Source organism: Flavobacterium granuli (assembly GCF_900129705.1).
In the GTDB taxonomy this organism is placed as follows: Bacteria; Bacteroidota; Bacteroidia; order Flavobacteriales; family Flavobacteriaceae; genus Flavobacterium; species Flavobacterium granuli.
In genome coordinates this window covers 109,078-134,460 of record NZ_FQWO01000012.1, presented here as the reverse complement: position 1 = coordinate 134,460, position 25,383 = coordinate 109,078, and the positions used below count along the sequence as shown (strand labels likewise).

Below are 25,383 nucleotides of genomic sequence, written 5' to 3'. Positions count from 1 at the left end.
TTATAGTTTATGAGGTAAAAATGGATAGTTTTCTTGTTCGTACACAACATCGTATAGTTGTTGGATTTCTGGATATGGAGACTCTTCAGCAAAAGTAGCGCACTCTTCAACTAGATCTTTCACACGTTGATCGATTGCTTCAATTTCTTCTTCTGTAGCGTATTTTTGATCCTTAATTACGTCTAGTACTTGAGTAATAGGGTCAATTTTTTTGTACTCTTCAACTTCTTCTTTGGTACGGTATAATTGCGCATCAGACATAGAGTGTCCTCTGTAGCGATATGTTTTCATTTCAAGGAAAGTTGGTCCGTCGCCACGACGTGCTCTGTCAATTGCTTCAGTCATTGCTTCGGCTACTTTCACAGGATTCATTCCGTCAACTGGGCCACAAGGCATTTCGTATCCTAATCCAAGTTTCCAAATGTCAGTATGATTGGCAGTTCTTTCTACAGATGTTCCCATAGCATAACCGTTATTTTCAACGATGAATACAACAGGAAGTTTCCATAACATAGCCATATTGAAAGCTTCATGTAGCGAACCCTGACGTGCAGCACCATCACCAAAATAGGTCATTGTTACTCCGCCAGTTTCGAAATATTTATCTGCAAAAGCTAATCCTGCTCCTACAGGGATTTGTCCTCCCACGATTCCGTGACCACCATAAAAACGGTGCTCTTTAGAGAAAATATGCATAGAGCCACCCATACCTTTAGATGTTCCGGTAACTTTTCCTAAAAGTTCAGCCATCACACGTCTTGGGTCTACACCCATTCCAATTGGTTGAACGTGATTTCTATATGCAGTAATCATCTTGTCTTTTGTCAAGTCCATTGCGTGCAATGCTCCTGCAAGTACGGCTTCTTGACCGTTGTATAAGTGTAGAAAACCTCTAACTTTTTGTTGTATGTATAGTGCAGCAAGTTTGTCTTCAAACTTTCTCCAAAGTAGCATATCTTCATACCACTTTAAATAAACCTCTTTTGTAACTTCTTTCATCTCAATTGTTCTTTTGCTAAAGTTTTATTGTGTTATCAACTAGTACCTATGACGCAAAATAGTTTCCTCCCACAAATTTGCGAACGGCAAAAATAAGACATTCCAACTTAGAACTAAAATTTAAAAGCTAATTTTTGGTTATTTTACAAGAACTTTTTGTCAAACATTAAAGGGAGTAAGTTTTTTAGTGATGCTGATTTGAAGATTTCGCCAGATTCGCCCATAAAATAGATTTCAATTGGAGATTCTTGTCTCGTTTCGTATTCGGCGATTGATTGTCTGCAAGCTCCGCAAGGAGGAATGGGTGCAATTGTTTTGTTGGTGTCAGAAGCTGCGGTAATGGCCATTTTTATGATTTTTGAGTCAGGATAAATTGCGCCAGCTTGGAAGATAGCCACGCGTTCAGCACAAAGCCCTGAAGGATAAGCTGCGTTTTCTTGGTTCGAACCTAAAACAATTTCTCCATTGTCTAAAAGAAGAGCGGTTCCTACTCTGAATTTTGAATAAGGAGCATATGCTTTTTTTCTAATACCGATTGCTTTTTCCATAAGGTCTTGGATGTCATTTGGTAATTCTGATGTTGAATTGTAAACAGAGAATTTGCTGACAATGGATATTTCTTTCATTTAAGTGTGCTTTTTTTAGTAAAAAAATCCAAATTTCATAATCTTGAAATTTGGATTTTTAATATTGTTTTGTAAGGTGTTAGTATTGGTCGTATTTGTCTCCAAAATTGAAAGTAAGAGAGAAACGCAAAGTGTTTTCTAGGGGATTTGGGATTTTGGATGCCGAAAATAAATAAGACACGTCTATTTTAATAGTAGTATATTTGAATCCAGCGCCAAGCGAAAAATATTTTCGAGCTCCTTTTGAAGGATTTTCATGAAAATAGCCTACGCGCATTGCAAATGAATCTTGATAAAGATATTCGGCTCCTGCAGCGTATGTAATTTCTTGCAGCTCTTCTTTGAAGCCGTCTGGAGCGTCTCCGAATGATTTAAAGATTCCGGAAGCCCACCCTATTTTTTTGTAATCTGCTTTGTTTTTGTTTAGTAAGGCGAGTTCTTCAGGGCCGCTAATTGTTCCATCTCCATTTATGTCTGAATTCTGAGGGGTTGGAACCAGTAGTTTGTTGAATTCAAGATTCAAGGCAATTTTATTTGAGTCGTCTAGTATAAAATCAAATCCGGTTCCAATCTTTAAATTAGCCGGTAAGAAATTAGAGCTGATTTCGTCATTGTCGTAACTAATTTTTGGGCCAAGATTTTGAACATTAAATCCAGCTCTCCATCTTCCATTAAAGCTATTGTAAGCGATCTCTTCTGATTGGTAAAAACCGGCTACATCTATTGCGAATGAATTTGCAGCTGATGCGTCACCGTCATTTGATATAACTTTTAGGTTGGAACGAATATATCTACCGGCTACGGCCATGGAGAATTTTTCGCTTAATTTTAAGGAGTAAGATCCGTCTAAAGCGAATTCATTTGGAGAAACGGTTCTGGGGTCGTCAAAGGCGTTTTCCCTTAGTTCAATATCGCCAAAGCCAAAATAGCGTAGGCTTCCCGCAAAGGCGCTTCGCTCGCTAATTTTATTGTAATAAGTTAATTGACCTAGAGAGATGTCGTTTGCTAAATCTGTAAGGTAAGGAGTATAGCTTATGGAAAGGCCTTGTTTTTCAGTTGAAAACGCATATTTTGCCGGATTCCATTGCTGAGAAAAAGCATCAGCAGAAGTTGCAACGCCAATATCGGCCATACCTGCGGCTCTGGCATCGGCAGCTACCATTAAGAAAGGTACTGCGGGGTTGATTGTTCTTTCTTGTCCTTTGACAAAAGAAAATACAAACAAACAAATGGTATAGAGTATTAGTTTTCTCATTATAATTAGGTGTTCATTGAACAAATATAGTTATTTAACTGTTATCTGGTTCTTAGGTTTTATTGTTTAAGAGAAAATAAATTGAAACAATAGGGTGTTTTTGTAATGGTTGAATACGTTCTAGAGGTTATCAATTGATAACTTCTTTTTTGGATTAATATTGTTTTTTAGAAGATGTATTTTTGTCTATTTAGGCTGATATTCAATAGTTGTTTTGTTTTTTCTACTTGGTTTTAAAACATCGAGAACTTGAGGATTGATTGAATTGCAGTAGTTTTCTGAAGCTTACTTGTTTTGAGAAATCTTATATTGTGTAAAAAATTACCATTTGATATGTGAATAAATAATAAAAAGTATAAATTTGCGTTTGTTTTGTATGCTGTAGAGTATATAAATTATCAGATTAAAATAATCTAGAATGGTGTTGCAAATTAATGGTTAATTATTATATTGCGGCACTTAAAATATCACCCCAAAGAGTATGAAAGTAAACAAAATTATGGCTTTACGATTGATGTTATCAATGTTACTGATGGTTAGTTTAGCCAGTTGTAGTAAGAAATCCAGCTCAAAAAGTGCTTCTAGGGCTACTGGTTGGAATGTAGATAGTAAAAAAGCTTCAGCTAATAAAAAACAAATTGCGGGTCCTGGTTTAGTTTTCGTTGAAGGCGGAACTTTTACTATGGGTAAAGTAGAGGATGATGTGATGCATGATTGGAACAATACTGCAACACAGCAGCATGTGCAATCCTTTTATATGGATGAGACTGAAGTGACTAATTTTATGTATTTGGAGTACTTGGACTGGTTAAAAAATGTTTTCCCTCCAACCGAAGATAACTATAAGCATATTTATGAAGGCGCATCTCCAGATACCCTAGTTTGGAGAGATAGATTAGGTTATAATGAGACGATGACTAATAATTATTTGAGACATCCTTCTTATGCTGATTATCCTGTTGTAGGTGTTAATTGGCTTCAAGCAGTTGAATTCAGTAAATGGAGAACAGATCGTGTAAACGAAGCGATATTGGAAAAGAACGGTTACCTTAAAAAGAATGCAAAAACAAATGATGTTTCTGCAGAAAGTTCTTTTAGTACAGAAACTTATTTGAATGCTCCAACAATGACTTACGGAGGTAATGAAGAAGTTGTTTTGAAAAAAGGTGTTGGAAAGAAACCTAAAACAGGAAAAGACGGTGCTGTAATCGAACAAAAAAATGTATATGCGCAACGCTCTTCAGGAATTATTTTACCTGAATATAGACTTCCAACCGAAGCAGAATGGGAATATGCAGCTGCAGCAGATGTGGGGCAAAGAGAATACAACATTTATAAAGGCCAAAAGAAATATCCGTGGTCAGGTGGTTATACTCGTTCAGGAAAAAGGCAGAATAAGGGAGATCAGTTGGCTAACTTCAAGCAAGGAAATGGAGATTACGGAGGTATAGCAGGTTGGTCTGATGATGGAGCTGATATAACTAATGCAGTTAAAAAATACCCTGCTAATGATTTTGGTTTATATGATATGGCAGGAAATGTGGCTGAATGGGTTGCCGATGTTTACAGACCTATAATCGATAATGAAGCAAATGATTTTAATTACTTTAGAGGAAATCTTTATACTAAAAATAAAATTGGAAAAGACGGTAAAGTGGAGATCGTTACCAAAGATAATATCAAATATGATACATTAAGTAATGGAAAAATAATTGCTAGAAACTTTCCTGGTCAAATTGCCCAAGTTCCAGTTGATGAGCAAGAAACTTATTTGAGACAGAATTTTGATAAGAGTGATAATATTGGTTACAGAGACGGTGATAAACAGTCATCTAAATATTATAATTTTGGTTCTTCTGAGTCTGAAAATGACAAAGTAACGGCTGATAAAAACATGTATAACTCGCCTAGACACAATGTTACAACAGATAGTTTGGGGTTAATGGTTAGAAAATATGATAAGTCAAGTAAGAGAACTACTTTGATAAATGATAAAGTAAGGGTTTATAAAGGGGGATCTTGGAGAGACAGAGCTTATTGGTTAGACCCAGCTCAAAGAAGATATTTCCCTCAAGATATGGCTACAGATTATATCGGATTTAGATGTGCAATGTCAAGAGTAGGTCCTAAAGCTGAAAAAAGAAAGTCACCTAGAAATTAATTAAATTTACAAATAAAAGCCCTTTGATTAGGGCTTTTATTTTTTAGAATCGTTTTGAAATGGATATCAGTTACATTCATAGTTTATTTTTAAAATGCCAGTCGGTTTCAATCGATACGCGCAAAATTGAAGTGAATTCATTATTTGTTGCTATAAAAGGCGAACGTTTTGATGCTAATACTTTTGCAAAAGAAGCTTTGGATAAAGGAGCGTCATTTGTCATAATTGATAATAAAGATTATTACATTGATCAAAGAACTCTTCTGGTTCCGGACAGTTTAAAAACTCTACAGGAATTGGCAAAATTTCATAGACAGTACCTAAAACTACCTATAATTTCACTTACAGGGAGTAATGGTAAAACAACTACAAAGGAATTAATCCAAGTTGTACTTTCTAAAAAGTATAAGACCAAGGCTACTGTTGGAAACCTGAACAACCATATTGGTGTTCCTTTGACCTTATTGTCTTTTGATTCAAATACTGAAATAGGGATTGTAGAAATGGGGGCTAATCATAAAAAGGAAATTCAATTTTTGTGCGAACTAGCCCAACCGGATTATGGGTATATTACTAATTTTGGTAAGGCACATTTGGAAGGATTTGGTGGCGTGCAGGGAGTTATAGAGGGTAAAAGCGAAATGTATGAATATCTTTCTCTTAACGACAAATTAGCCTTTATTAATATGGAGGATCCTATTCAAGTAGAGAAATCATTAAAGTTGAAGGCTTATTCCTTTGGCATAAAAAGAGACAATGTAGATATAAGTATAAGTTCAGTAAAGGCTGATCCTTTTGTAGAGATTTGTTATAATGAAATGGTTATTTCATCGCATTTAATTGGGCTTTATAATGCTAATAATTTGAATGCGGCACTTACTGTTGGTAAGTATTTTGGAGTAGAGGATTCGGCTATTAAGGAAGCATTAGAGAATTATATACCGGAAAATAACAGGTCTCAATTAATCACTAAAGGTTCAAATGAAATAATCTTAGATGCTTACAATGCTAATCCCAGCAGTATGGAAGTAGCAATTGTGAATTTTCTTCAACTCAAGAAGCCAAATAAGGTTATGATTCTAGGAGATATGTTTGAGTTGGGAAAAGAAAGCCAACAAGAACATCAAGCTATAGTCGAAATGCTTTTGGGTGAAGATAAGGTAGAATGTTATTTTATAGGCTCTGCATTTTATGAAAGTAAAATTGAAAAAAGCAACTTTAAATTTTATAATACATTTGAAGATTTTTCTGCTGATTTAGCTAAAATAAAATATAGAGAAAGGACTATTTTAATAAAAGGTTCGAGAGGAATGGCTTTGGAACGAACGCTGGATTTTCTTGAATAGCTAATTTAAAAATACACAGAAATGCCATCATGCAATAGTGTGATGGTATTTTGGTTCTGTTAAATACGCATTAAAAAGCCGACGAGATTTTCTTTTTTATTAAGTTCTAGTTTTTTTCTCAATCTGTACCGGGCTAGTTCTACACCTCTGCTTGAAATATTCTTAATCTCCGCAATCTCTTTTGTAGATATGTTCATTAATAAATAGGTCGCGAGATCCTTTTTTCGTGGTGATTGGTGGATATTTCTCTTTTGGTCTTTTAAGAAAATCAAAGTGGATATTCTTGATATGTTTTTCTAAATCTTTCCAGCTTTTATCCGTATTTACTTCTTTTATGATGTTTTTATTTGGTTTGGTAAGCTTAAATTTGGTGTTCTCGTCAAAAGAGTCAGTGTTAATTTCTTTTAGGTTATTGTTGATACCATTGAAAATTTTATTCTTTTTAGCTACTTGCAAAGAGCTGTTGACTAATTCTTTGTCTTTAGCTAGGATTTTAATTTGAAGTTTGTCATTCTTCAATTTTTCAATTTCTTGTTCTAGGTCATACTGTTCTTGTCTGATTTTTGATTCTTTTTGTAAATGTAATCTTCGTTGTTCGAGGGTTTCGTAATATTTGTTTTTTCGAATTTTTATTTTGATTCTTTCACGGATAAAGTAGATGCTTGCTACTACAATGATGAAATATAGAGTGTATGCCAAGAAATGCCTATGCCATGGAGGTGAAATGGTAAATTCAGCACAAGACAACTATTTTTAACTTTGTTTTTTTACCTCAATAGCTTTTAAAAATTAGTTGAATTAAAGCCATTGATTGTCCATTTTTGTAGGACAAATTGAGCTTGCGAAGCTACAATAAGCCTGAACTTTAGAAAACTTTAAATCGTAAGAAAAAAACATATAAACTTAAGCCTATAGATCAAAAATAAGATGAAATCATCTAACGGATAAAGAATAGTTAATGCATGGATAGTGTATGGATAGTGTATGGATAGTGTATGGATAAAGCATGGATAGTGTATGGCTGAAGTATCAAAACTAGAAAGCAGCATTGAAATACTAAAAAAGAGCTAAACTAAGCACTAAAAAGCGCTTATCGAATTCCTACAAAAAAAAACTACTAGGACTAATAATTTCGTTTTGATCCTTACAATTTATGCATAATTTTTGAAATTCCACATCTTCTCACATCGATCCAAAAAAAGGGTAAAGTATAAAACAAAAAAAACTCCAATATTTCTATTGGAGTTTTTGTGGGCGATGAGGGGTTCGAACCCCCGACCCCCTCGGTGTAAACGAGGTGCTCTGAACCAGCTGAGCTAATCGCCCTAGTGCAATTTGATTACTTTCGTTGTCGCTATTGCGTGTGCAAATATACGGCACTTTTCTAGATTTGCAAGTAAAAAACAAAAAAAATTATAAAATTTCTGCCACGACAAATGTGCTTCCACCGATGTATATAAAGTCTGATTTTGCGGCGTTTTGGACGGCTTTTTTGTAAGATTCTGAAACAGAATTATATACTTCTCCTTTTAATCTGAATTCGGCAGCTTTTTGTTGCAGAATTTGAGCGTCCAGTCCGCGAGAAATATTGGGTTTGCAAAAATAATATTTTGCTTTTTTAGGGAATAAAGTGAGGATTTCCTCTAAATCTTTATCATTTACCACTCCCAAAACGATATGTAAAGTGTCAAAAGATTCTTTTTTTATTTGATTCAATACTATTTCTAGGCCGTCTTTGTTGTGGGCAGTGTCGCAAATGATTTTTGGAGATTCACCTAATTGTTGCCATCTTCCTTGAAGTCCTGTGTTTTTTACAACTTTTAACAGGCCGGATTTAATGTTTTCAGTTGAAATTTTAAATTCCTTTGCTTCGTTTAAAACAGCAATAGTCTGTAAAACGGTTTTCTTATTGTGTATCTGGTAATCGCCAATCAGATCTGAAGGATAGCTTTCAGAAATTAAATCAGCGGCAAAATAGATTGCTGAATTTGTTTCTTTGGCTTTCGCCAAAAAAACAGCTTTTGTCTCGGGAGTATATTGTCCTATAACGACAGGAATAATTGGTTTTATGATTCCGGCTTTTTCAAAAGCCACCGCTTCGAGCGTGTTACCTAAAAATTGAACGTGATCTAATCCGATATTGGTGATAACGGATACAAGCGGCGTAATGATATTGGTTGCATCCAATCTGCCCCCCATTCCAACCTCTATGATAGCGATATCCACTTTTTCTTTGGCAAAATAATCAAAAGCCAGTCCGACAGTCATTTCGAAAAAACTCATGTCGTTTGCTTCAAAAAAGCTTTTGTGCTCATTAATAAATTGACAGACAAATTCTTCTGGGATTTCTAGGCCGTTAATTTTTATGCGCTCCCTAAAGTCTTTTAGATGGGGCGAAGTATACAGTCCTACTTTGTATCCTGCTTCTTGAAGTATGGAGGCCAGCATGTGCGAAGTGGATCCTTTTCCGTTGGTGCCCGCGACATGAATGCATCTTATTTTTTCCTGCGGATTTTTAAGATGGTCTATAAGTAAATGGGTGTTAGTCAAATCTTTCTTATAGGCTGAAGCGCCCTGAAGTTGATACATTGGGAGCTGATTAAACATCCAATCGATGGTTTGCTGATAGTTCATTTTTAAATAAAATAAGCGTGTTTTAAAATATTTTCCGGTTTTTTTAGTTTATTATTGCATCGCAAAGTATCTTTATTGCAAAATTGAAATAAATTTTAGAATTAATGATTAAAATACAATAATATTATATGTTTAGTTTCATACAATTACAAGCCGACACTCTAGCTAATGCTGCTTCAAACGTAGTTATCGAAAAAATCGCTCCCAATACTGAGGTTTCTACTTTAGGTTTTCTTCTAAAAGGTGGTGTTTGGTTAATTCCAATTGGGATTTTATTGTTTTATACTTTTTACTTGATTATTGAACGCTATTTATATGTTAGCAAGGCTTCAAAAATTGACGCTCTTTTGATGAGAGACGTTCGCGATCATCTCAATTCCGGAAATTTGGATTTGGCCAAATCTATAGCTGAAAGAAGTAATACCGCTTCGGGAAATATTATAAAAGAAGGAATTCAGGTGATTGGCAGACCTATTGCTGAAATCGAGTCTAACATGGATCGTGCTGCCGATATTGAAATTGGCGAAATGGAAAAACATTTGGGTCATTTGGGACTTATTGCCGGAATTGCGCCTACCTTAGGATTTATCGGAACTATTTCTGGTGTAATCAAAATCTTTTACAGCATTTCTGTTACTGAAAACATTAGTATTGGTAATATTTCAGGAGGATTGTACGAGAAAATGATCAGTAGTGGTGCCGGATTAATTGTGGGGATTATTGCTTATAGCGGATACCATTTATTGAACGGTAAGATTGATAATTTTGCCTTAAAAATTCAAAAACAAGTATTAGAATTTGTAAATATTATTCAAAGATAATAATATGTCTATAAAACGAAAGAGAAGATTTCATGCTGAAGTAGCAACTTCTTCATTAAGTGATATTATGTTTTTCTTGTTGTTGTTTTTTCTAATTATATCAACTTTGGCTAATCCTAATGTTATAAAAATGACATTGCCCAAAGCGCAATCCCATGAGAAAACTAATAAACAGTACATCAGTTTGTCTGTTACTGAGGATAAGAAATTCTATATAGATAAGCAGCCTGTTTCTTTTGAAGAACTGGAAACGACTTTGATGTCTAAGATGAATCCGGAAAAAGATCAAACGGTAATTGTTCGCATCCCGTTCAATTTACAAGTCCAGGATTTAGTTGATGTATTGCAAATAGGGGTAAAGAATAACCTGAAATTTGTGATTGCTACGAGTCCGAAATAACCTCTATTTTTGTCGAGTTCAGCTGACAAACAATATCTATTTAAGCAAAAATGCCTCGAATTATCGAGGCATTTTTGTTTAAGCAACTATTTTTTGATCCGTGTATGGATTTAATTCAAATTGAAATTATAAATAATCTTCCCGACTTGTTTTTCGGGAGCATCACTGCTGGCATCCCATTTGGTATTCATTGCCGCAATTTTTGCTTGATCTAACAGGCATTTTGCGGTATTTGTAGTGCCTTTTACGCCGGGAACCGCATTTATAGTTCTTCCGTTTCGGTCTACATATACTTCTACTACCACTTTTCCTTCCTCATTGCAAGTGTATTTGGGTACTGGTTTAGATAATGCTTTTCTGTTGCCTAAGGAATATCCAATTCCACCACCAGACCCGCTTCCTGATCCTCCGCCACTTCCGGAACCGTAACCGCTGCCGGTTCCTATTCCGTTTCCGGAACCATTTCCGCCGCCTGTCCCTCCTCCGGAACCACCCGTTCCGTAATAGCCGGTGGCGCTCAGGCTTCCATTAGTTTTTCCTTTATTTCCGGCTTCTTTATCGTCTCCATCACCGCCTTTATTGGATCCTTTCAGGATACTGGATAAAGCGTCATTCGTATTGTTTGAAATTTTGGGTTTTACAACTACGGGTTTGCTTTCTTCTTTTACAGGAACTATCGGTTTTTTAGTTTTTTCTTTTGTCGGAATCACAACACTTTCTTCAGTGCTGTTTTCCTGAGATAAAATGGCTTCGTCAGGTGTTGCTTTTGTAGGGATTTGTCTGGTTTGGTTTTTTACTTCCAAAACTTCACTCTTATAATTTGCCCCTGAACCCAAATCACTGTCTCCAAAATTTACGGTAACACCACCACCGCCGCCGCCACCGGCAAGTTCGCTCATGTTTGATGGCGGCCAAAATCGGATGAAAAATAAAATTAACAACATTGTAGCATACAAAAGAATAGATAGGACTAATGATTTCTTTTGGTCTGATGAAATGGTGGGGTTCATTTGCATTTTAAATTTAAAAAAAGTGTATTTATAAAAACGCTGAAAAGTACTAAAAATTGTTAAGAGTAAAAAGTTACTATGGTATTATAAATTCAAGGATTTTTTTGCTTTAAAATTGGAAACAAAAAAACTGGGATCAAACAAATTATTTACAATCTGTTTGAGTCCAGTTTTAATAAGCAGTAAGCGCGCTTTTTATTTTAAGTAAGCTGTTTCAGTGCAATTTCAAAAGCGGTCGCGCTGATATTTGTTTTACTTGGATTTAAATTGTGGGCTTTTTCAATTGCTTTTTTGATCGTTTCGGAAGTGTCTTGAAAAATAGCCTCATCAGTCATTTGGACTTTTTTCTCCATGAAATAAGCAAAAACTCTTGCCATTCCGCAATTAGAAATGAAATCTGGAATTAAGCTGATCTTACTGTCCACATCTTCCATGATGGAACCAAAGAAAATTTCCTTGTCGGCAAAAGGAACATTGGCGCCACAAGAAATTACTTCTAGGCCATTGGCGATTAAACGGTCAGTTTGTGATTGAGTTACTAATCGGGAAGCGGCGCAAGGAGTGAATATTTCAGCACCTATTGTCCATATTTTTTCATTGATTTCGTCAAATGGAATCATATTCTCGGCCACCAGCTTGTTTCCGTCTTTGGCAAGAAATAAAGCTTTTATTTCTTCAAACGTATAGCCGTTCTCGTTAATTATTCCGCCGTCTCTATCAATAATCCCGATTATTTTGGCTCCCATTTCGGCAAGATAGAAAGCGGCTGCTGAACCTACATTACCAAAACCTTGGACAATCGCTTTTTTTCCTTTTACATCGCCGCCATAAATGGTGTAATAATGACGAACGGCCTGTGCAACGCCAAAACCGGTGATCATGTCCGCAACAGTATATTTACGGAAAACATCGGGAGAATATTTTGGATTTTCGATTACTTTGACTACGCCTTGACGCAATTGTCCTATTCTATTGATTTTATCTGCTTCGGTAGGTTTAAAATGACCGTTGAACACTCCTTCTTGCGGATGCCAAACGCCACATTCTTCTGTCATTGGAATCACTTCATGGATTTCATCTACATTCAAATCACCGCCTGTACCGTAATAACTTTTCAATAATGGAGAAACAGCTTTGTACCAACGTTGTAGCACGCCTTTTTTTCTTGGATCGTTCGGATCAAAGTTAATTCCAGATTTAGCTCCGCCAATCGCTGGACCGGAAACGGTAAATTTAACTTCCATTGTTTTGGCCAAGGACAAAACTTCGTTCATATCCAATCCTTTTCTCATTCTTGTTCCTCCACCGGCTGCTCCGCCGCGAAGGGAGTTGATGACAGTCCATCCTTCCGCTTCGGTTTCGGCATCTTTCCAGTTAAAAATGATTTCCGGTTCTTTATTTTCAAATTTCTTTAATAAATCTTTCATTTATTGCGATATATTTAATTTTTACAAATATAAAAAATAGTATAATGCGAAATGTGTATTTGAGATGTTATTTCACTTGACGATTTTTTTGCCTTTGATTGCTTGATTTAGAAGCTTTATTGGCAACAGAAAGTCAAATAGAAAACTTGCTTTCTTTGAAGAGGCAGATTAATAAATGCCTAATAAATTATTTTTAAGGGTTTCATCTACGGGTTTGTCGGAAAGCCAAATACCAAATAATGCCTTTTTGAAATCAATTCCGGCAATTTTTCCTTTTAGCACTTCGTTTTTATATACCCAAACAGAGGTGTCAATAGGATTGTAAACAAGATTAAAAACGTCGTCTTTTACAATTTGATCACTCAACATATTTTTAAAAGCTTCTATTTTGGGTCTCAACGAATTTAAATTCTCCCCGGTCGATTTTTCAAATCCGCTGTTGAAATTTCTTGTCAGTTTACCAGATGAAACTAATGAAGAGGTTATGTGTATTCTTATGGCCATCTCAGTATCACTCTCAATAATGTATTTGGCATCTTGTGAAAGGCGAGATAAATATAGTGCCTGAATATAAACTTCTACCCACATTTTAGATCTTCCACCAACACCATTTAGGGTTAGGGTTTTATTTTGGAAATCTATTGTTCTAGGAACAATAACTCCGTCAATTTCTACTTGAGTTTGCGCAAAAGCGGAATAAAATGGAAGCAATAAAAGTAAGCTAAGCAGTAATAAAATTTTCTTCATGGTGTTTTGTATTGAATTATTTATGGTAAAATTAGCTTTAATTACTATATTTCATAGTAAAATAGGATTACTTTTCATGTTAAATACTGTTAATAGGAGTGTTTATATGTCTTGAGCGTTTTATAAAAAAAATCTAATTATGAATCGCTTCATAGTGTGTTTATTATGATTGTAAATAGGATTTTTAGAATTAGATGGTGAGACGAGACTTTAATAGACTTGTTTTTTTTATGAATTTGAAAACATGTAGGTATAGTTTTATTTTCATTAATTAGATATTTTATTTCGACTTGTCAAAAGCGGCTTAGATTAATACGATTGAGCGAAGATCCTTATGTGTTAACGATAACGATATAGTAGCTTGTTTTTGTTTTATTAAATTTACAAAGTGAAATTGGTAATATCATAAAAAAAAAGTATTTTTGGAGACATTTTTTGAATAAAAAGGAGTTAATTTGAGTATTGCAAGACAATATTTAATTTTAAAGTAAAAAAGTAAGCTGGCAATATAAATTCCCAAGCTGTGGGTTTCGCCAAGTGTTTTTATTTGTGGAGTTACAATTTTAATAGTATAAAATATAGATACAGATATGGATTTTAATCTAACCGAGGAGCAGCTAATGATACAACAAGCTGCTAGAGATTTTGCTCAAAATGAATTGTTGCCGGGAGTAATAGAAAGGGATGAGCATTCTAAATTTCCTACCGAACAGGTAAAGAAAATGGCCGAACTTGGATTTTTAGGAATGATGGTTGATCCTAAATATGGTGGCTCTGGTTTGGACAGTGTTTCTTATGTACTTGCGATAACGGAGATAGCCAAAGTAGACGCTTCTTCTGCGGTAGTAATGTCAGTGAATAACTCTTTAGTTTGTGCGGGTCTAGAAAAGTATTGCAATGAAGAGCAAAAACTTAAATATTTGGTTCCTTTGGCCAAAGGAGATGTTATTGGGGCTTTTTGTTTGTCTGAACCGGAAGCGGGCTCTGATGCCACTTCGCAAAAAACAACCGCTATTGATAAAGGAGATCATTATTTGCTAAATGGTACCAAAAACTGGATTACTAATGGATCTACTGCCTCGACTTATATTGTGATTGCTCAAACGGATATTGAGAAAGGGCATAAAGGAATTAATGCGTTTATCGTTGAAAAAGGATGGGCAGGTTTTGATATTGGTCCAAAAGAAAAGAAAATGGGAATTCGAGGGTCAGATACGCATTCGCTGATGTTTTCGGATGTAAAAGTGCCCAAAGAAAATAGAATTGGGGCTGACGGTTTTGGATTTAATTTCGCTATGGCGGTATTAAATGGCGGAAGAATTGGGATTGCTTCTCAAGCTTTAGGAATTGCTACCGGAGCTTATGAATTGGCTTTAAAATATTCTCAAGAGCGTAAAGCCTTTGGAAAGGAAATTTTCAAACACCAAGCGATTGCTTTCAAATTAGCCGATATGGCGACCCAAATTATGGCGGCAAAGATGTTGTGTTTCAAAGCCGCTTTTGAAAAAGATGCCGGAATGGATATCTCGCAATCTGGGGCAATGGCAAAATTGTTTGCTTCACAAACCGCAATGGATACAACTATTGAAGCGGTTCAAATTCACGGAGGTAACGGCTATGTTGCCGAGTATCATGTGGAACGTATGATGCGCGATGCAAAGATTACACAAATTTATGAAGGAACTTCTGAAATACAACGCATTGTGATTTCAAGAACGTTAATTTCATAAACGATTAGATATTTAGTTTGAAAAATCCATCTTCAGAATTTTGAAGATGGATTTTTTTTAACTGGAAGTTAAAAACAGCAAGAGCTGATACTGCTTAACCTAGATCAAAACAATCCTCTGATTTGATTGTGTTATTTTAAGGCTTTTGTTTATTTTTGCGATATGAAAAATATTATTGTAACAGGGACGAGTAGAGGGATTGGTTTTGAGTTGGCATTGCAATTTGCAAACGCAGGATATCAAGTATTGGCTATTTCGAGAAAAACGCCTCAAGCCTTAATAAATCATGAAAATATCACTTGTCTATCTGTTGATTTATCATCGGAGATTGATTTAGAGAAAGTTGAAAATTTTCTTTCTAAATCTTGGAAAAAAGTAGATGCGGTTGTGCATAATGCCGGAAGTTTATTGCTGAAACCTTTTGCTGAAACCTCCCAAAAAGATTTTGAAGATATTTACAAAGTAAATGTTTTTGCTGTAGCCAATCTGACTCGTATTTGTTTGCCTTATTTGCAAAAAGGCAGCCATGTAGTTACCATTAGTTCTATGGGTGGGATTCAAGGCAGTTTGAAGTTTGCCGGACTTGCTGCTTATAGTTCAAGCAAGGGAGCCGTAATCACACTTTCGGAATTATTGGCCGAAGAATATAAAGAACGTGGCATTGCTTTCAATGTTTTGGCTTTGGGATCAGTCCAAACAGAAATGCTTGCAGAAGCTTTTCCGGGATACGAAGCGCCAATATCTGCGGGAGAAATGGCCGAGTATATTTATAATTTTACGTTGACAGCAAATAAATATTTTAATGGAAAAGTGTTGCAGGTTTCCTCAACAAATCCCTAATAGTGGTAAATTATTAGTTTTTGAATTATGAGTGAAACCTTAGCAAGATATATTCCCGAGCATGCTGTAAAACCCGTTTTCGAGCTGATTGTGGTTAATCAGGTGCATCTTAAAATTGTCAACGAGAGACAAACGAGGCATGGAGATTACCGCAAAGGATTGAACGGGAAACATGAAATCACGGTGAATTCAAATTTGAATAAATACAAGTTTTTGATTACGCTAATTCATGAGATTTCGCATTTAGTGGCTTTTGAGAAATATGGAAGAAATATCAAGCCGCATGGCAACGAATGGAAATATTCTTTTCAGCGATTAATGATTCCTTTTATTAGACCGGAAATTTTTCCCAGTCATTTATTGCCTTTATTGGCGAGACATTTTAAGAATCCCACAGCCAGCAGCGATACAGATGCTACTTTAGCATTGGCGCTAAAACAATTCGATGCCCAAAACGACAAAAATTACATTTTTGAGATTCCTTACGATAGTGTTTTTAGAATCCAAAACGGCAAAATTTTCAAAAAAGGAGCGCTACGAATAAAAAGATACGAATGCTTAGAAGTAAATTCCGGAAGGATGTATCTGTTTAATCCCAATGCTGAGGTGGAGTTATTGCCGAGTTAATATAGAAAAAAAGAACTGATTATTCTTTTAAATAGGCTTCTCTTACTTTTTTGAATAAATTAGAAGAGTAAACAAAGGCAACAACAGCTTCATTGTCCGTTCTGAAAATTTCTTCTTTATTTCCTTCCCAGGCTTTTACGCCATTTTTTAAAAATAAGATTTTATCACCAATTTCCATTACCGAATTCATGTCATGAGTATTTATGACGGTAGTGATGTTGTATTCTTCGGTGATTTCTTTGATCAAATTATCGATTAATATGGCTGTATTTGGGTCTAAACCAGAATTAGGTTCGTCACAAAATAAATATTTTGGATTGTTCACAATAGCACGAGCAATAGCAACACGTTTTTGCATTCCTCCCGAAATTTCAGATGGTAATTTTTTATGAGCATCAATAAGATTGACTCTTTTTAGGACAAAATCTACCCGTTCTTGAATTTTAGATTTGTCGTCGTTAGTAAACATTTTCAACGGGAAAGCAACATTTTCGGCTACGGTCATCGAGTCGAATAGAGCACTTCCTTGAAAAACCATTCCAATTTCGGTTCTGAGTTCTCTTTTTTCATCAGCATCAAGTTCTGAATAGATTCGACCGTCAAAGGATATGGTTCCAGATTCCGGGGTATGTATTCCCAAAAGGCTTTTTAGCAAAACGGTTTTACCAGAGCCACTTTGACCAATGATTAAATTGGTTTTCCCAGTTTCAAAAATGGTCGAAACACCTTTAAGGATTTTACTGTCTCCAAATGATTTTTCTACGTTTTTTACCTCTATCATGATCCTAATAGCAACTGAGTTAATATATAATTGAAAAGAATTATCGAAACCGATGTCCAAACAAAAGAAACGGTACTGGCTTTACCTACTTCGAGTGCGCCACCTTTCATGTAATAGCCGTGAAAAGATGGGATTGTCGCTAATAACATGGCAAATATTAATGTTTTAATAAAAGCATAAACAATATGAAAGGGAATAAACTCCATTTGGGCACCATTGATAAATTCGGCACTGGAAGTAAAACCGCCATATACGCCAGCCATCCAGCCTCCAAGAACACCCAAAAACATACTGATTCCTATTACAAAAGGATAAAGCAACAAAGCGATTATTTTAGGGAAAACAAGGTAGTTTAAAGAATTAACACCCATTACTTCTAGCGCATCAATTTGCTCTGTAACACGCATGGTTCCTATGCTGGAGGTGATAAAAGAGCCCATTTTTCCAGCCATAATTACTGATATAAAAGTAGGGGCAAATTCTAATATTACCGATTGACGTGTGGCAAAACCAATAAGATATTTTGGAATCAAAGGATTGGTAAGATTCAGTGCAGTTTGAATGGCAACAACTCCTCCAACGAAGAATGAAATGAAGCAAACAATACCAAGGGAGTCAATAATTAAATCATCGATTTCCTTGAATATTAGTTTTCTCATCACCGACCATTTGGTCTGTTTGTTGAAAATTTCTTTGAGCATCAGGAAATATCTTCCTATCTGCGTTATATATCGAATGAGCATCATAGTTTTGCGAATATGGGCTAAAATACAAAAAATGTGAATAGTATTTAGTAAATAGTGAAAAGTGCCTCTTCTCTTAGAACAGTTTTTCTTTCATTTTTTTCAGACGGTAGTTGCGAATAAATTTGGCCTGTTCCTTAGTAACTAACAAAGAAGTTTTTGCTGATTTTGCTTTCCAAAATCCTTTGATATAGTCAAAAAAGAGTAAAGGTTTCTTTTTCATGAAAGATAATTTTGCCGAAGCAATGGCCGTAATAATAAAACCATAACCCAAGGTGTAAAAAGCCTCGCCTTGTTTATAGCGTGCCGTTTTGTTGTAATTGGCTCCGGTAGGTTTTAAATGTTTTACTTTTAAAGAAGCATCGGTAACTACTTTCCAGTTGTAGAATTTGCAAAGTAATTCATCAACCGTGTCCCAGCCCATTTGTGGTTTTAAACCACCTATTTGTTTGAAAGTTTCTTTTCGGTACGCTTTTAATGCACCGCGAATGTGATCTTTGTCGGTTAAATTTTCTAAAATCCATTCGCCGTTTTTCTCTATATAACAAAATCCGCCAACCATACCAATTGAAGCGTCGGATTTAAAATGCCTGATAATGGTTTCAAAATAATTATTCGGAAAAATCAGGTCAGCATCAATTTTTACAATTAGGTCATAGTTGTCATCCAGAGTTTCAAATCCTTTCTGAAAAGCCTGAATCACTTTGCTTCCAGGCATATGGATAGCATTTGAAGTATTATTTACAAGAGAAATAAAAGAATACTTTTTAGTAAACTCGGCAACAACTTCTTCAGTATTGTCAGTAGAATTATCATTGACTACCACAATCTTGCTAGGTAAAACAGTTTGTTCTGTCAGCGATTGTAAGGTTAGTGAAATGAGTTTTTCTTCATTATGAGAAGGAATAACTATATAGTAGTTCATTATTTTATTTTTTCGGCATAAACAATATAGTACCTATTTGTGAAATAACGCAATAAAGGACGAAAACCGATTTTTTTAACTGGATGGGTAAATTTTTCTCTGGCTACAATTCTCCAGCCTGTTTTTTCTAATAGCCAGTCCAGTTGCCAGTCTTCAAATTCATGATAATGTCTGTCCCACATATCTGTTTTACTGCGATAAGCAGAAGAAAACCACAATCGCAACGGAATGGAAATAAAAAGTTTGTCTGATTTTATTTCGTTTAAAATAGTGTAAGGATTCAATAAATGTTCGAAGATTTCAAAAGCGGTAACGACATCGGGTTTTTCATTCGAGAATACAGACTGATCGATGTCTAAATCTTCACCACTAGTATTTTTGACAGAGAATCCTTCGGCCTTCATGATTTTTGAAAAAGGATTTTCTACGCCTAAATCTAAAATACTTTGGCTTGTTGAAATGTGTTTGTTTAAAAATTCTAAAGTGTGTTTGAATCTTTTATTAGGAAACGTTTTTTCGTACATAGTCTTTGCTGGAACGAAGCATCTCTCGTTCTTAAATTTTAATTAGGCTTCAAAGGTACAAAGATATATTTCTTCTTTTGCAGTTTTTATTGCAGGTAATTTGATCATTATAGAAGAAAAAAGTCCACAGTTAAATGGTTTTAACTATGGACTTTTGGATCGTATTTTTTAGCTTTTGTAATCGGACTAATACCTGTAAACAAAAGCATTGATGTTCATGCCTGCGCCAACAGAAGCAAATAAAAGAATGTCGCCTTTGTTGATTTTTTGATCTTTTATTTGGTTATTAACTAATAAATCAAAAAGAGTAGGAACTGTCGCTACACTGCTATTTCCTAAATCATGGATGCTCATAGGCATGATGTCTTTGGGAACAGCTTTGTCATAGAGTTTGTAAAAACGTTGTATAATGGCTTCATCCATTTTTTCATTGGCCTGATGAATAAGAATTTTTTTGACATCATCAATGGCTAAACCACTTTTTTCCAGACAGCTTTTCATGGCTGTGGGAACATTACTTAATGCAAATTCATAGATTTTGCGCCCGTGCATTTTTATATAACGAGTGTCAGGATCTAAATCCGGATTGTATGATTTTCCAAAAAACAAATAATTTGCTTCGTCCATAGCATAAGTTGCACTTTCATAAGAAAGTAAACCAGATTCATCATCAGAGGCTTCTATTATGGAAGCGCCAGCTCCGTCAGAATAGATCATCGAATCTCTATCATGATCATCAACAACCCTTGATAAGGTTTCAGAACCAATGACCAAACAGCGCTTAGCCATTCCTGATTTGATAAAAGCATTTGCTTGTAAAACGCCTTCAATCCATCCAGGACATCCAAAAAGAATATCATAAGCAACGCATTTTGGGTTTTTTATTTGCAATTTGTTTTTGACACGTGTCGCTAAACTAGGAAGCATATCAGATTGTATGGTTCCACATTTGACATCACCAAAATTGTGTGCAAAAATAATGTAGTCTATGGTTTCAGGATCAATAGCGGCGTTTTCTATTGCTTTTTGTGAAGCAAAAAAAGCCAAATCTGACGAATTGTATTGATCTTCGGCATAACGTCTGTGTTCAATTCCGGTAATTCCTTTGAATTTTTTGATAACTACTTCATTTGCGTAGCCAAAAGGTGTTCCGTCTTCATTTAAAAAAGTATGATTACTAAAGTCGGTATTACTTATTCTCTTCTCAGGAATATAACTTCCTATTCCAGTTATTTTTATTTTCATCGGTTTGTTTTCCAAAAAATTTAGGGCTAATTTAAAGATAAAAAACTTAGAATAGCCATCTTATTTACTATGCATGCATATAATTGTAGAATAATGCATTTTTAGCTAAATTACTGATAATTTTTCAATGAAGTTTTCAATTTGATTAAAATTATTTGAAAATTTAAAGAAGCAAGAAATTGATTTAAGAGCTGAAATAAAATCTATATTTGAAGTAGAATTGCCTGATTTTTTGTTTTAACCAACGCAATAGAACTGATTTTAATTGAGTTGAATAGAAAAAGCCTCGAATTATTTATAATAATGACGAGGCTTTTGATTTATTTTGAGAATGATTTAACTCTCCATGTAGGCTTCAATAGGAGCACAGCTACAGATTAAGTTTCTGTCACCATAAGCGTCATCTGCTCTACGAACGGTAGGCCAGAATTTATTTTCGGCAATATAATCTAATGGGAAAGCAGCTTGTTCTCTGGTGTATGGGAACTCCCAAGTTTCCGTAGTCAACATGGCTAAGGTATGAGGGGAATTTTTCAATACATTGTTGCTGTTTTCAATAGTTGAAGCTTCGATTTCTTTTCTGATGGAAATCATTGCATCACAAAAACGATCTAATTCTTCTAAGTTTTCACTTTCGGTAGGTTCAATCATCAAGGTTCCGGCAACTGGGAAAGAAACTGTTGGTGCGTGGAAACCGTAATCCATTAAACGTTTTGCGATATCAGTAACCTCGATTCCTTTTGCTTTGAAAGGACGGCATTCTAATATCATTTCGTGAGCAGCACGACCCATTTCACCTGTGTATAAAGTGTCATAATGACCGCTCAATTTTTCTTTGATGTAATTGGCATTCAAGATCGCGTGCTCAGTTGCGCTTTTTAAACCTTCGGCTCCTAACATCGAAATATAGCCATAAGAAATTAAGCAAACTAAAGCTGAACCCCAAGGTGCTGCAGAAATTGCGGTAATTGCATTTTCTCCACCTGTAGCAATTACAGGATTACTTGGTAAAAATGGAACTAATTGTGGTGCAACACATATTGGCCCAACGCCCGGTCCTCCGCCTCCGTGAGGAATTGCAAAAGTTTTGTGTAAGTTCAGGTGACATACGTCAGCTCCAATAGTTGCTGGATTTGTCAATCCTACTTGAGCATTCATGTTGGCACCATCCATGTAAACTTGACCGCCATTATCGTGGATCAATTGGGTGATTTCTTTAATGGCACTTTCGTAAACACCGTGAGTTGATGGGTAAGTTACCATTAAACAAGATAAATTATCTTTGTGTAAGATTGCTTTTTCACGTAAATCTTCGACATCAATGTTTCCGTTCTCCAAAGTTTTGGTAACAATAACTTTCATTCCGGCCATGGCTGCTGATGCTGGATTTGTTCCGTGAGCAGATGATGGAATTAGAGCAATGTTTCTGTGGTGATCTCCTCTTGATTGGTGATAGGCGCGGATAACCATCAGTCCTGCATATTCTCCTTGCGCTCCTGAATTAGGCTGCAAAGTAGTTCCAGCGAAACCTGTGATTACGTTTAATTGCTGTTCTAGTTTAGTAAGCATTTCTTGGTATCCTTGTGCTTGATCTAAAGGAGCAAAAGGGTGAATGTTATTCCATTGCGCATTACTTAATGGCAACATTTCGGCTGCAGCATTCAGTTTCATTGTACAAGAACCTAGCGAAATCATAGAATGATTTAAGGCTAAATCTTTACGTTCTAGCATTTTGATATAACGCATCAATGCTGTTTCTGAATGGTATTTGTTAAATACTTCATGTTGTAAAAACAAAGAAGTACGATTTAGATTTTCAGGGAAATGATTCGTCTCTGATAAACTTTCAATTGGCGTAGCCTGAGTTCCTTTTGCAGTAGCGAAAATACCGATGATTTTGTTCAAATCGGCAATGCTTGTCGTCTCGTTCAAAGAAATAGAAATAGTATTGGCGTCAACATAATAGAAGTTAACTTCGTTTTGTTCTGCTATTTCTTTAACCTTTTTGGCATCAGCCTTTATAACGATGGTATCAAAGAAAGCGGTATTGCTTTGTTCGAAACCTAATTTTTCTAATTCATTTGCTAAGGAAACAGCAGAGGCATGTACTTTGTCAGCGATGTATTGCAATCCTTTTGGACCATGATAAACCGCATACATTCCGGCCATTACTGATAATAAAACTTGTGCAGTACAAATGTTTGAGGTGGCTTTATCACGTTTGATGTGTTGTTCACGTGTTTGTAAAGCCATACGCAAAGCACGATTCCCATTAGTGTCAATGGTAACCCCAATGATTCTTCCTGGCATGCTACGTTTGTATTCTTCTTTAGTCGCAAAATAAGCAGCGTGTGGACCACCGTATCCTAACGGGATTCCAAAACGTTGCGTTGTACCTACTACAACAGCGGCTCCCATTTCTCCCGGAGGAGTCAGTTTGGCCAAACTTAAAATATCGGCAGCAACGGCTACTTTGATTTCGTTTGCGGCAGCTTTAGCGATAAAATCGGCGTAGTCGTATACTTGACCGTATTTCCCAGGATATTGAAGCATAGCTCCAAAAAACTCAGTAGAAAAATCGAAAGTTTCGTGATTTCCTATTACTAATTCTACTCCGATAGGTGTAGAACGGGTTTGCAAAACAGATAAAGTTTGAGGTAAAATTTCTTCAGAAACGAAGAATTTACAAACGTTGGCTTTCTTTTGATCGCGTGTTCTTACATCAAATAACAATGCCATTGCTTCAGCTGCTGCAGTTGCTTCGTCAAGTAGCGAGGCATTGGCGATTTCCATTCCGGTTAATTCAATAACCATAGTTTGGAAATTCAAAATTGCTTCAAGACGACCTTGGGCAATTTCGGCTTGATAAGGTGTGTAAGCCGTATACCAACCTGGGTTTTCAAAAACATTTCTTTGGATTACCGCAGGAACGATTGCTTGATTGTATCCCAGACCAATGTAGGATTGAAACATTTTATTTTTATTTCCCAGTTGCGTAATATGATTGATATATTCATATTCGGTCATTGCCGGGTCTAAATTTAGGGGTGCTTTTAAACGAATGTCATCCGGAAGTGTTTCGTAGATGAGTTGTTCAATAGATTCAACTCCAATAGTTTGTAACATATTTTGAAGGTCGTTTTCTCTTGGACCAATATGTCTTAAAGCAAAAGCATCTGTTTTCATGTAAGTGTAGTAATGTTGTGTTTTTTAGTGCTGCAAAATTAAGTATTATTAATAATTTAAAAGGCTTTTTAAGCTTGATTTTTCATCTATTTTTAAACTTAATGAGGAAAATCTTCACAATTGATTAATTTTGTTTGATGATTAGTTTTAAGCAAGTGTTTGATTTTTATATCAAGAGCAGCATTCATGTCGCTTTATCGGTTTACGCATTGGTTCGAATGACTCATTTTATGTTTCATATCAATGCCGATGTGCCTATGGCTAATTTTGCTTTTTGGGGAACTATCGTGGGTTACAATTTTGTGAAGTACGATGCTTTGGCCAGAACCCCAAAAAAGAAAATGCGCAATGAGTTGAAATTAATAGCATTGTTGAGTTTGCTTTCGTTGGCGGGAGTAGGTTATTATTTTTTTCAATTGCAGTTAATAACCCAATTAGTATCATTGGCAGTTTTAGCCTTAACCTTATTGTACACCTTACCTTTCTTTCCCAATAGGAAGAATGCTAGAAACTGGGCTGGTGTAAAAATCTATATAGTGTCCTTGTGTTGGGTAGGGGTGACTTTGGTTTTGCCTTTGCTGAATGCGTATGTCGACATGGGATTCGATTTTTATCTCAAATGTATACAACGTTTTATACTGGTTTTTGTCTTAATTCTTATTTTTGAAATTCTGGATCTGGCCAATGACGATCCTCATTTAAAAACTGTTCCGCAACAAATAGGAGTTAAAAGGACAAAAATAGTAGGATTGTTATTGCTGCTTCCTTTTTATTTTTTGGAGTTTTTGAAAACAAATTTTATAGAGAAACAGCTGATTGTTAATTTGGTTTTAGTGGTGTTGCTCTCTTTGTTTTTGGTTTTTGCCAATGAAAAAAGATCCAGATACTACACATCTTTTTGGGTTGAAAGTATCCCTGCTTTTTGGTGGCTGATGGTGGTTTTGTTTTAAAATATTGCTTTTGGTGAAGCGTATATAATTGTATCGCAAAAAAAAACGCAAATTTTGACCAGTCTTTTAAAAAACTCCTTCCATAAGTATAAAAAGAGGTTCTTTTAAAAAATCAAGTGGAAAGTAAATCAGCAACGAATTGCAATTTTGGTTCCGTTCATGTTTTTAGGGTAGATTTTTAACGGGGTTGCAGACATATTTTAAGATGAGATAACTATAGTTTTGAAATTACCCTAATTCGCTCTTAATTCGTTTTTCAACCGCATTTTTAATCATTGAAATAGCCGCATATTTCGTCGGTTTGAATTTCTTTAACACGTTTAAAACTTGACTATGTGACGTTTTTTGTTTTGCGGAATTGTACTTTTAATTTGCTTGTTTTCAACTTTTCTAGCTTTATTCTTTC

Annotated in this window: 23 protein-coding genes and 1 tRNA gene; 8 read left to right on the top strand and 16 right to left on the bottom strand. The window is 35.4% G+C overall.

Going from position 1 to position 25,383, the window contains the following annotated elements; all coding sequences use genetic code 11:
- From pdhA to porV, 3 genes are all read right to left on the bottom strand, one after another.
- Positions 1–999 carry a pyruvate dehydrogenase (acetyl-transferring) E1 component subunit alpha gene (pdhA, locus tag BUB25_RS14255; RefSeq protein WP_072945483.1) on the bottom strand — a complete coding sequence of 333 codons (999 nt, stop codon included), beginning with the start codon at positions 997–999 and terminating at the stop codon, positions 1–3.
- Between the two features lie 143 nt (positions 1,000–1,142).
- Complete coding sequence (cdd, locus tag BUB25_RS14250) at positions 1,143–1,625, bottom strand: cytidine deaminase (protein ID WP_072945481.1); 483 nt, start codon at positions 1,623–1,625, stop codon at positions 1,143–1,145.
- A gap of 79 nt (positions 1,626–1,704) precedes the next feature.
- Positions 1,705–2,880 (bottom strand): type IX secretion system outer membrane channel protein PorV, encoded by a 1,176-nt coding sequence (gene porV, locus BUB25_RS14245; RefSeq protein ID WP_072945479.1) that lies wholly within the window; start codon positions 2,878–2,880, stop codon positions 1,705–1,707.
- Between the two features lie 481 nt (positions 2,881–3,361).
- Here porV and gldJ point away from each other — a divergent pair, with 481 nt between their 5' ends.
- Both gldJ and BUB25_RS14235 read left to right on the top strand, forming a co-directional pair.
- Entirely contained in the window at positions 3,362–5,041 is a 1,680-nt protein-coding gene (gldJ, locus tag BUB25_RS14240) for a gliding motility lipoprotein GldJ (protein ID WP_072945476.1), read from the top strand.
- A 59-nt stretch (positions 5,042–5,100) separates the two neighbouring features.
- Positions 5,101–6,387: a UDP-N-acetylmuramoyl-tripeptide--D-alanyl-D-alanine ligase gene (locus BUB25_RS14235; RefSeq protein WP_072945474.1), complete on the top strand. Its 1,287-nt coding sequence runs from the start codon at positions 5,101–5,103 to the stop codon at positions 6,385–6,387.
- Positions 6,388–6,446: 59 nt separating this feature from the next.
- Here BUB25_RS14235 and BUB25_RS16755 read toward each other — a convergent pair whose 3' ends face one another.
- The 4 genes from BUB25_RS16755 to BUB25_RS14220 all read right to left on the bottom strand — a co-directional run bounded on the left by BUB25_RS16755 (position 6,447) and on the right by BUB25_RS14220 (position 9,021).
- Positions 6,447–6,584, bottom strand: a complete 138-nt coding sequence (locus BUB25_RS16755) for a helix-turn-helix transcriptional regulator (protein ID WP_244533836.1) — start codon at positions 6,582–6,584, stop codon at positions 6,447–6,449.
- Positions 6,550–7,086 carry a hypothetical protein gene (locus tag BUB25_RS14230; protein WP_244533835.1) on the bottom strand — a complete coding sequence of 179 codons (537 nt, stop codon included), beginning with the start codon at positions 7,084–7,086 and terminating at the stop codon, positions 6,550–6,552. The genes BUB25_RS16755 and BUB25_RS14230 overlap by 35 nt, the downstream gene beginning before the upstream one ends.
- A gap of 552 nt (positions 7,087–7,638) precedes the next feature.
- Positions 7,639–7,713, bottom strand: a tRNA-Val gene (locus BUB25_RS14225).
- An 87-nt stretch (positions 7,714–7,800) separates the two neighbouring features.
- Positions 7,801–9,021, bottom strand: a complete 1,221-nt coding sequence (locus BUB25_RS14220) for a bifunctional folylpolyglutamate synthase/dihydrofolate synthase (RefSeq protein WP_072945472.1) — start codon at positions 9,019–9,021, stop codon at positions 7,801–7,803.
- A gap of 128 nt (positions 9,022–9,149) precedes the next feature.
- Here BUB25_RS14220 and BUB25_RS14215 point away from each other — a divergent pair, with 128 nt between their 5' ends.
- Both BUB25_RS14215 and BUB25_RS14210 read left to right on the top strand, forming a co-directional pair.
- A complete protein-coding gene (locus tag BUB25_RS14215) occupies positions 9,150–9,842 on the top strand; it encodes a MotA/TolQ/ExbB proton channel family protein (protein WP_072945470.1) in 693 nt (230 codons plus the stop codon).
- Positions 9,843–9,846: 4 nt separating this feature from the next.
- Positions 9,847–10,242 (top strand): ExbD/TolR family protein, encoded by a 396-nt coding sequence (locus BUB25_RS14210; protein WP_072945468.1) that lies wholly within the window; start codon positions 9,847–9,849, stop codon positions 10,240–10,242.
- A 110-nt stretch (positions 10,243–10,352) separates the two neighbouring features.
- Here the strand turns inward: BUB25_RS14210 and BUB25_RS14205 are convergent, their stop codons facing one another.
- The 3 genes from BUB25_RS14205 to BUB25_RS14195 all read right to left on the bottom strand — a co-directional run bounded on the left by BUB25_RS14205 (position 10,353) and on the right by BUB25_RS14195 (position 13,426).
- On the bottom strand, positions 10,353–11,258 hold the full coding sequence (locus BUB25_RS14205) for an energy transducer TonB (RefSeq protein WP_170066911.1): 906 nt from the start codon (positions 11,256–11,258) through the stop codon (positions 10,353–10,355).
- A 194-nt stretch (positions 11,259–11,452) separates the two neighbouring features.
- The gene (locus BUB25_RS14200; protein WP_072945466.1) at positions 11,453–12,679 is read right to left on the bottom strand and encodes a Glu/Leu/Phe/Val dehydrogenase dimerization domain-containing protein; all 1,227 of its coding nucleotides are present in this window, start codon (positions 12,677–12,679) and stop codon (positions 11,453–11,455) included.
- 168 nt (positions 12,680–12,847) lie between these two features.
- A complete protein-coding gene (locus BUB25_RS14195; RefSeq protein ID WP_072945465.1) occupies positions 12,848–13,426 on the bottom strand; it encodes a chalcone isomerase family protein in 579 nt (192 codons plus the stop codon).
- Positions 13,427–14,016: 590 nt separating this feature from the next.
- Between BUB25_RS14195 and BUB25_RS14190 the strand changes: the two genes are divergently transcribed.
- From BUB25_RS14190 to BUB25_RS14180, 3 genes are all read left to right on the top strand, one after another.
- Complete coding sequence (locus BUB25_RS14190) at positions 14,017–15,156, top strand: acyl-CoA dehydrogenase family protein (protein WP_072945463.1); 1,140 nt, start codon at positions 14,017–14,019, stop codon at positions 15,154–15,156.
- A gap of 162 nt (positions 15,157–15,318) precedes the next feature.
- Entirely contained in the window at positions 15,319–15,996 is a 678-nt protein-coding gene (locus BUB25_RS14185; protein WP_072945461.1) for an SDR family NAD(P)-dependent oxidoreductase, read from the top strand.
- Positions 15,997–16,023: 27 nt separating this feature from the next.
- Positions 16,024–16,623, top strand: a complete 600-nt coding sequence (locus BUB25_RS14180) for a SprT-like domain-containing protein (protein WP_072945460.1) — start codon at positions 16,024–16,026, stop codon at positions 16,621–16,623.
- 19 nt (positions 16,624–16,642) lie between these two features.
- On the opposite strand, the gene BUB25_RS14175 is transcribed toward BUB25_RS14180, so the two are convergent.
- The 6 genes from BUB25_RS14175 to gcvP all read right to left on the bottom strand — a co-directional run bounded on the left by BUB25_RS14175 (position 16,643) and on the right by gcvP (position 24,027).
- On the bottom strand, positions 16,643–17,404 hold the full coding sequence (locus BUB25_RS14175; protein WP_072945458.1) for an ABC transporter ATP-binding protein: 762 nt from the start codon (positions 17,402–17,404) through the stop codon (positions 16,643–16,645).
- Positions 17,401–18,150, bottom strand: coding sequence for an MlaE family ABC transporter permease (locus BUB25_RS14170; protein WP_072945456.1), 750 nt, complete (start codon positions 18,148–18,150; stop codon positions 17,401–17,403). Before BUB25_RS14170 ends, BUB25_RS14175 begins: the two co-directional genes overlap by 4 nt.
- Before the next feature lie 73 nt (positions 18,151–18,223).
- On the bottom strand, positions 18,224–19,072 hold the full coding sequence (locus BUB25_RS14165) for a glycosyltransferase family 2 protein (RefSeq protein WP_072945454.1): 849 nt from the start codon (positions 19,070–19,072) through the stop codon (positions 18,224–18,226).
- Positions 19,072–19,596: a methyltransferase domain-containing protein gene (locus tag BUB25_RS14160; protein ID WP_072945452.1), complete on the bottom strand. Its 525-nt coding sequence runs from the start codon at positions 19,594–19,596 to the stop codon at positions 19,072–19,074. The genes BUB25_RS14165 and BUB25_RS14160 overlap by 1 nt, the downstream gene beginning before the upstream one ends.
- 186 nt (positions 19,597–19,782) lie before the next feature.
- Positions 19,783–20,841 carry a 3-oxoacyl-ACP synthase III family protein gene (locus BUB25_RS14155; RefSeq protein WP_072945450.1) on the bottom strand — a complete coding sequence of 353 codons (1,059 nt, stop codon included), beginning with the start codon at positions 20,839–20,841 and terminating at the stop codon, positions 19,783–19,785.
- A 336-nt stretch (positions 20,842–21,177) separates the two neighbouring features.
- A complete protein-coding gene (gene gcvP / locus BUB25_RS14150; RefSeq protein WP_072945449.1) occupies positions 21,178–24,027 on the bottom strand; it encodes an aminomethyl-transferring glycine dehydrogenase in 2,850 nt (949 codons plus the stop codon).
- Positions 24,028–24,164: 137 nt separating this feature from the next.
- Between gcvP and BUB25_RS14145 the strand changes: the two genes are divergently transcribed.
- On the top strand, positions 24,165–24,977 hold the full coding sequence (locus BUB25_RS14145; RefSeq protein ID WP_072945447.1) for a UbiA prenyltransferase family protein: 813 nt from the start codon (positions 24,165–24,167) through the stop codon (positions 24,975–24,977).
- Positions 24,978–25,383: the final 406 nt, after the last annotated feature.

Bases quoted from the DNA above. Each gene is read 5' to 3' on its own strand.
- pdhA (WP_072945483.1), bottom strand. From the start codon at position 999: ATGAAAGAAGTTACAAAAGAGGTTTATTTAAAGTGGTATGAAGATATG.
- cdd (WP_072945481.1), bottom strand. From the start codon at position 1,625: ATGAAAGAAATATCCATTGTCAGCAAATTCTCTGTTTACAATTCAACA.
- porV (WP_072945479.1), bottom strand. From the start codon at position 2,880: ATGAGAAAACTAATACTCTATACCATTTGTTTGTTTGTATTTTCTTTT.
- gldJ (WP_072945476.1), top strand. From the start codon at position 3,362: ATGAAAGTAAACAAAATTATGGCTTTACGATTGATGTTATCAATGTTA.
- BUB25_RS14235 (WP_072945474.1), top strand. From the start codon at position 5,101: ATGGATATCAGTTACATTCATAGTTTATTTTTAAAATGCCAGTCGGTT.
- BUB25_RS16755 (WP_244533836.1), bottom strand. From the start codon at position 6,584: ATGAACATATCTACAAAAGAGATTGCGGAGATTAAGAATATTTCAAGC.
- BUB25_RS14220 (WP_072945472.1), bottom strand. From the start codon at position 9,021: ATGAACTATCAGCAAACCATCGATTGGATGTTTAATCAGCTCCCAATG.
- BUB25_RS14215 (WP_072945470.1), top strand. From the start codon at position 9,150: ATGTTTAGTTTCATACAATTACAAGCCGACACTCTAGCTAATGCTGCT.
- BUB25_RS14210 (WP_072945468.1), top strand. From the start codon at position 9,847: ATGTCTATAAAACGAAAGAGAAGATTTCATGCTGAAGTAGCAACTTCT.
- BUB25_RS14205 (WP_170066911.1), bottom strand. From the start codon at position 11,258: ATGCAAATGAACCCCACCATTTCATCAGACCAAAAGAAATCATTAGTC.
- BUB25_RS14200 (WP_072945466.1), bottom strand. From the start codon at position 12,679: ATGAAAGATTTATTAAAGAAATTTGAAAATAAAGAACCGGAAATCATT.
- BUB25_RS14195 (WP_072945465.1), bottom strand. From the start codon at position 13,426: ATGAAGAAAATTTTATTACTGCTTAGCTTACTTTTATTGCTTCCATTT.
- BUB25_RS14190 (WP_072945463.1), top strand. From the start codon at position 14,017: ATGGATTTTAATCTAACCGAGGAGCAGCTAATGATACAACAAGCTGCT.
- BUB25_RS14185 (WP_072945461.1), top strand. From the start codon at position 15,319: ATGAAAAATATTATTGTAACAGGGACGAGTAGAGGGATTGGTTTTGAG.
- BUB25_RS14180 (WP_072945460.1), top strand. From the start codon at position 16,024: ATGAGTGAAACCTTAGCAAGATATATTCCCGAGCATGCTGTAAAACCC.
- BUB25_RS14175 (WP_072945458.1), bottom strand. From the start codon at position 17,404: ATGATAGAGGTAAAAAACGTAGAAAAATCATTTGGAGACAGTAAAATC.
- BUB25_RS14170 (WP_072945456.1), bottom strand. From the start codon at position 18,150: ATGATGCTCATTCGATATATAACGCAGATAGGAAGATATTTCCTGATG.
- BUB25_RS14165 (WP_072945454.1), bottom strand. From the start codon at position 19,072: ATGAACTACTATATAGTTATTCCTTCTCATAATGAAGAAAAACTCATT.
- BUB25_RS14160 (WP_072945452.1), bottom strand. From the start codon at position 19,596: ATGTACGAAAAAACGTTTCCTAATAAAAGATTCAAACACACTTTAGAA.
- BUB25_RS14155 (WP_072945450.1), bottom strand. From the start codon at position 20,841: ATGAAAATAAAAATAACTGGAATAGGAAGTTATATTCCTGAGAAGAGA.
- gcvP (WP_072945449.1), bottom strand. From the start codon at position 24,027: ATGAAAACAGATGCTTTTGCTTTAAGACATATTGGTCCAAGAGAAAAC.
- BUB25_RS14145 (WP_072945447.1), top strand. From the start codon at position 24,165: ATGATTAGTTTTAAGCAAGTGTTTGATTTTTATATCAAGAGCAGCATT.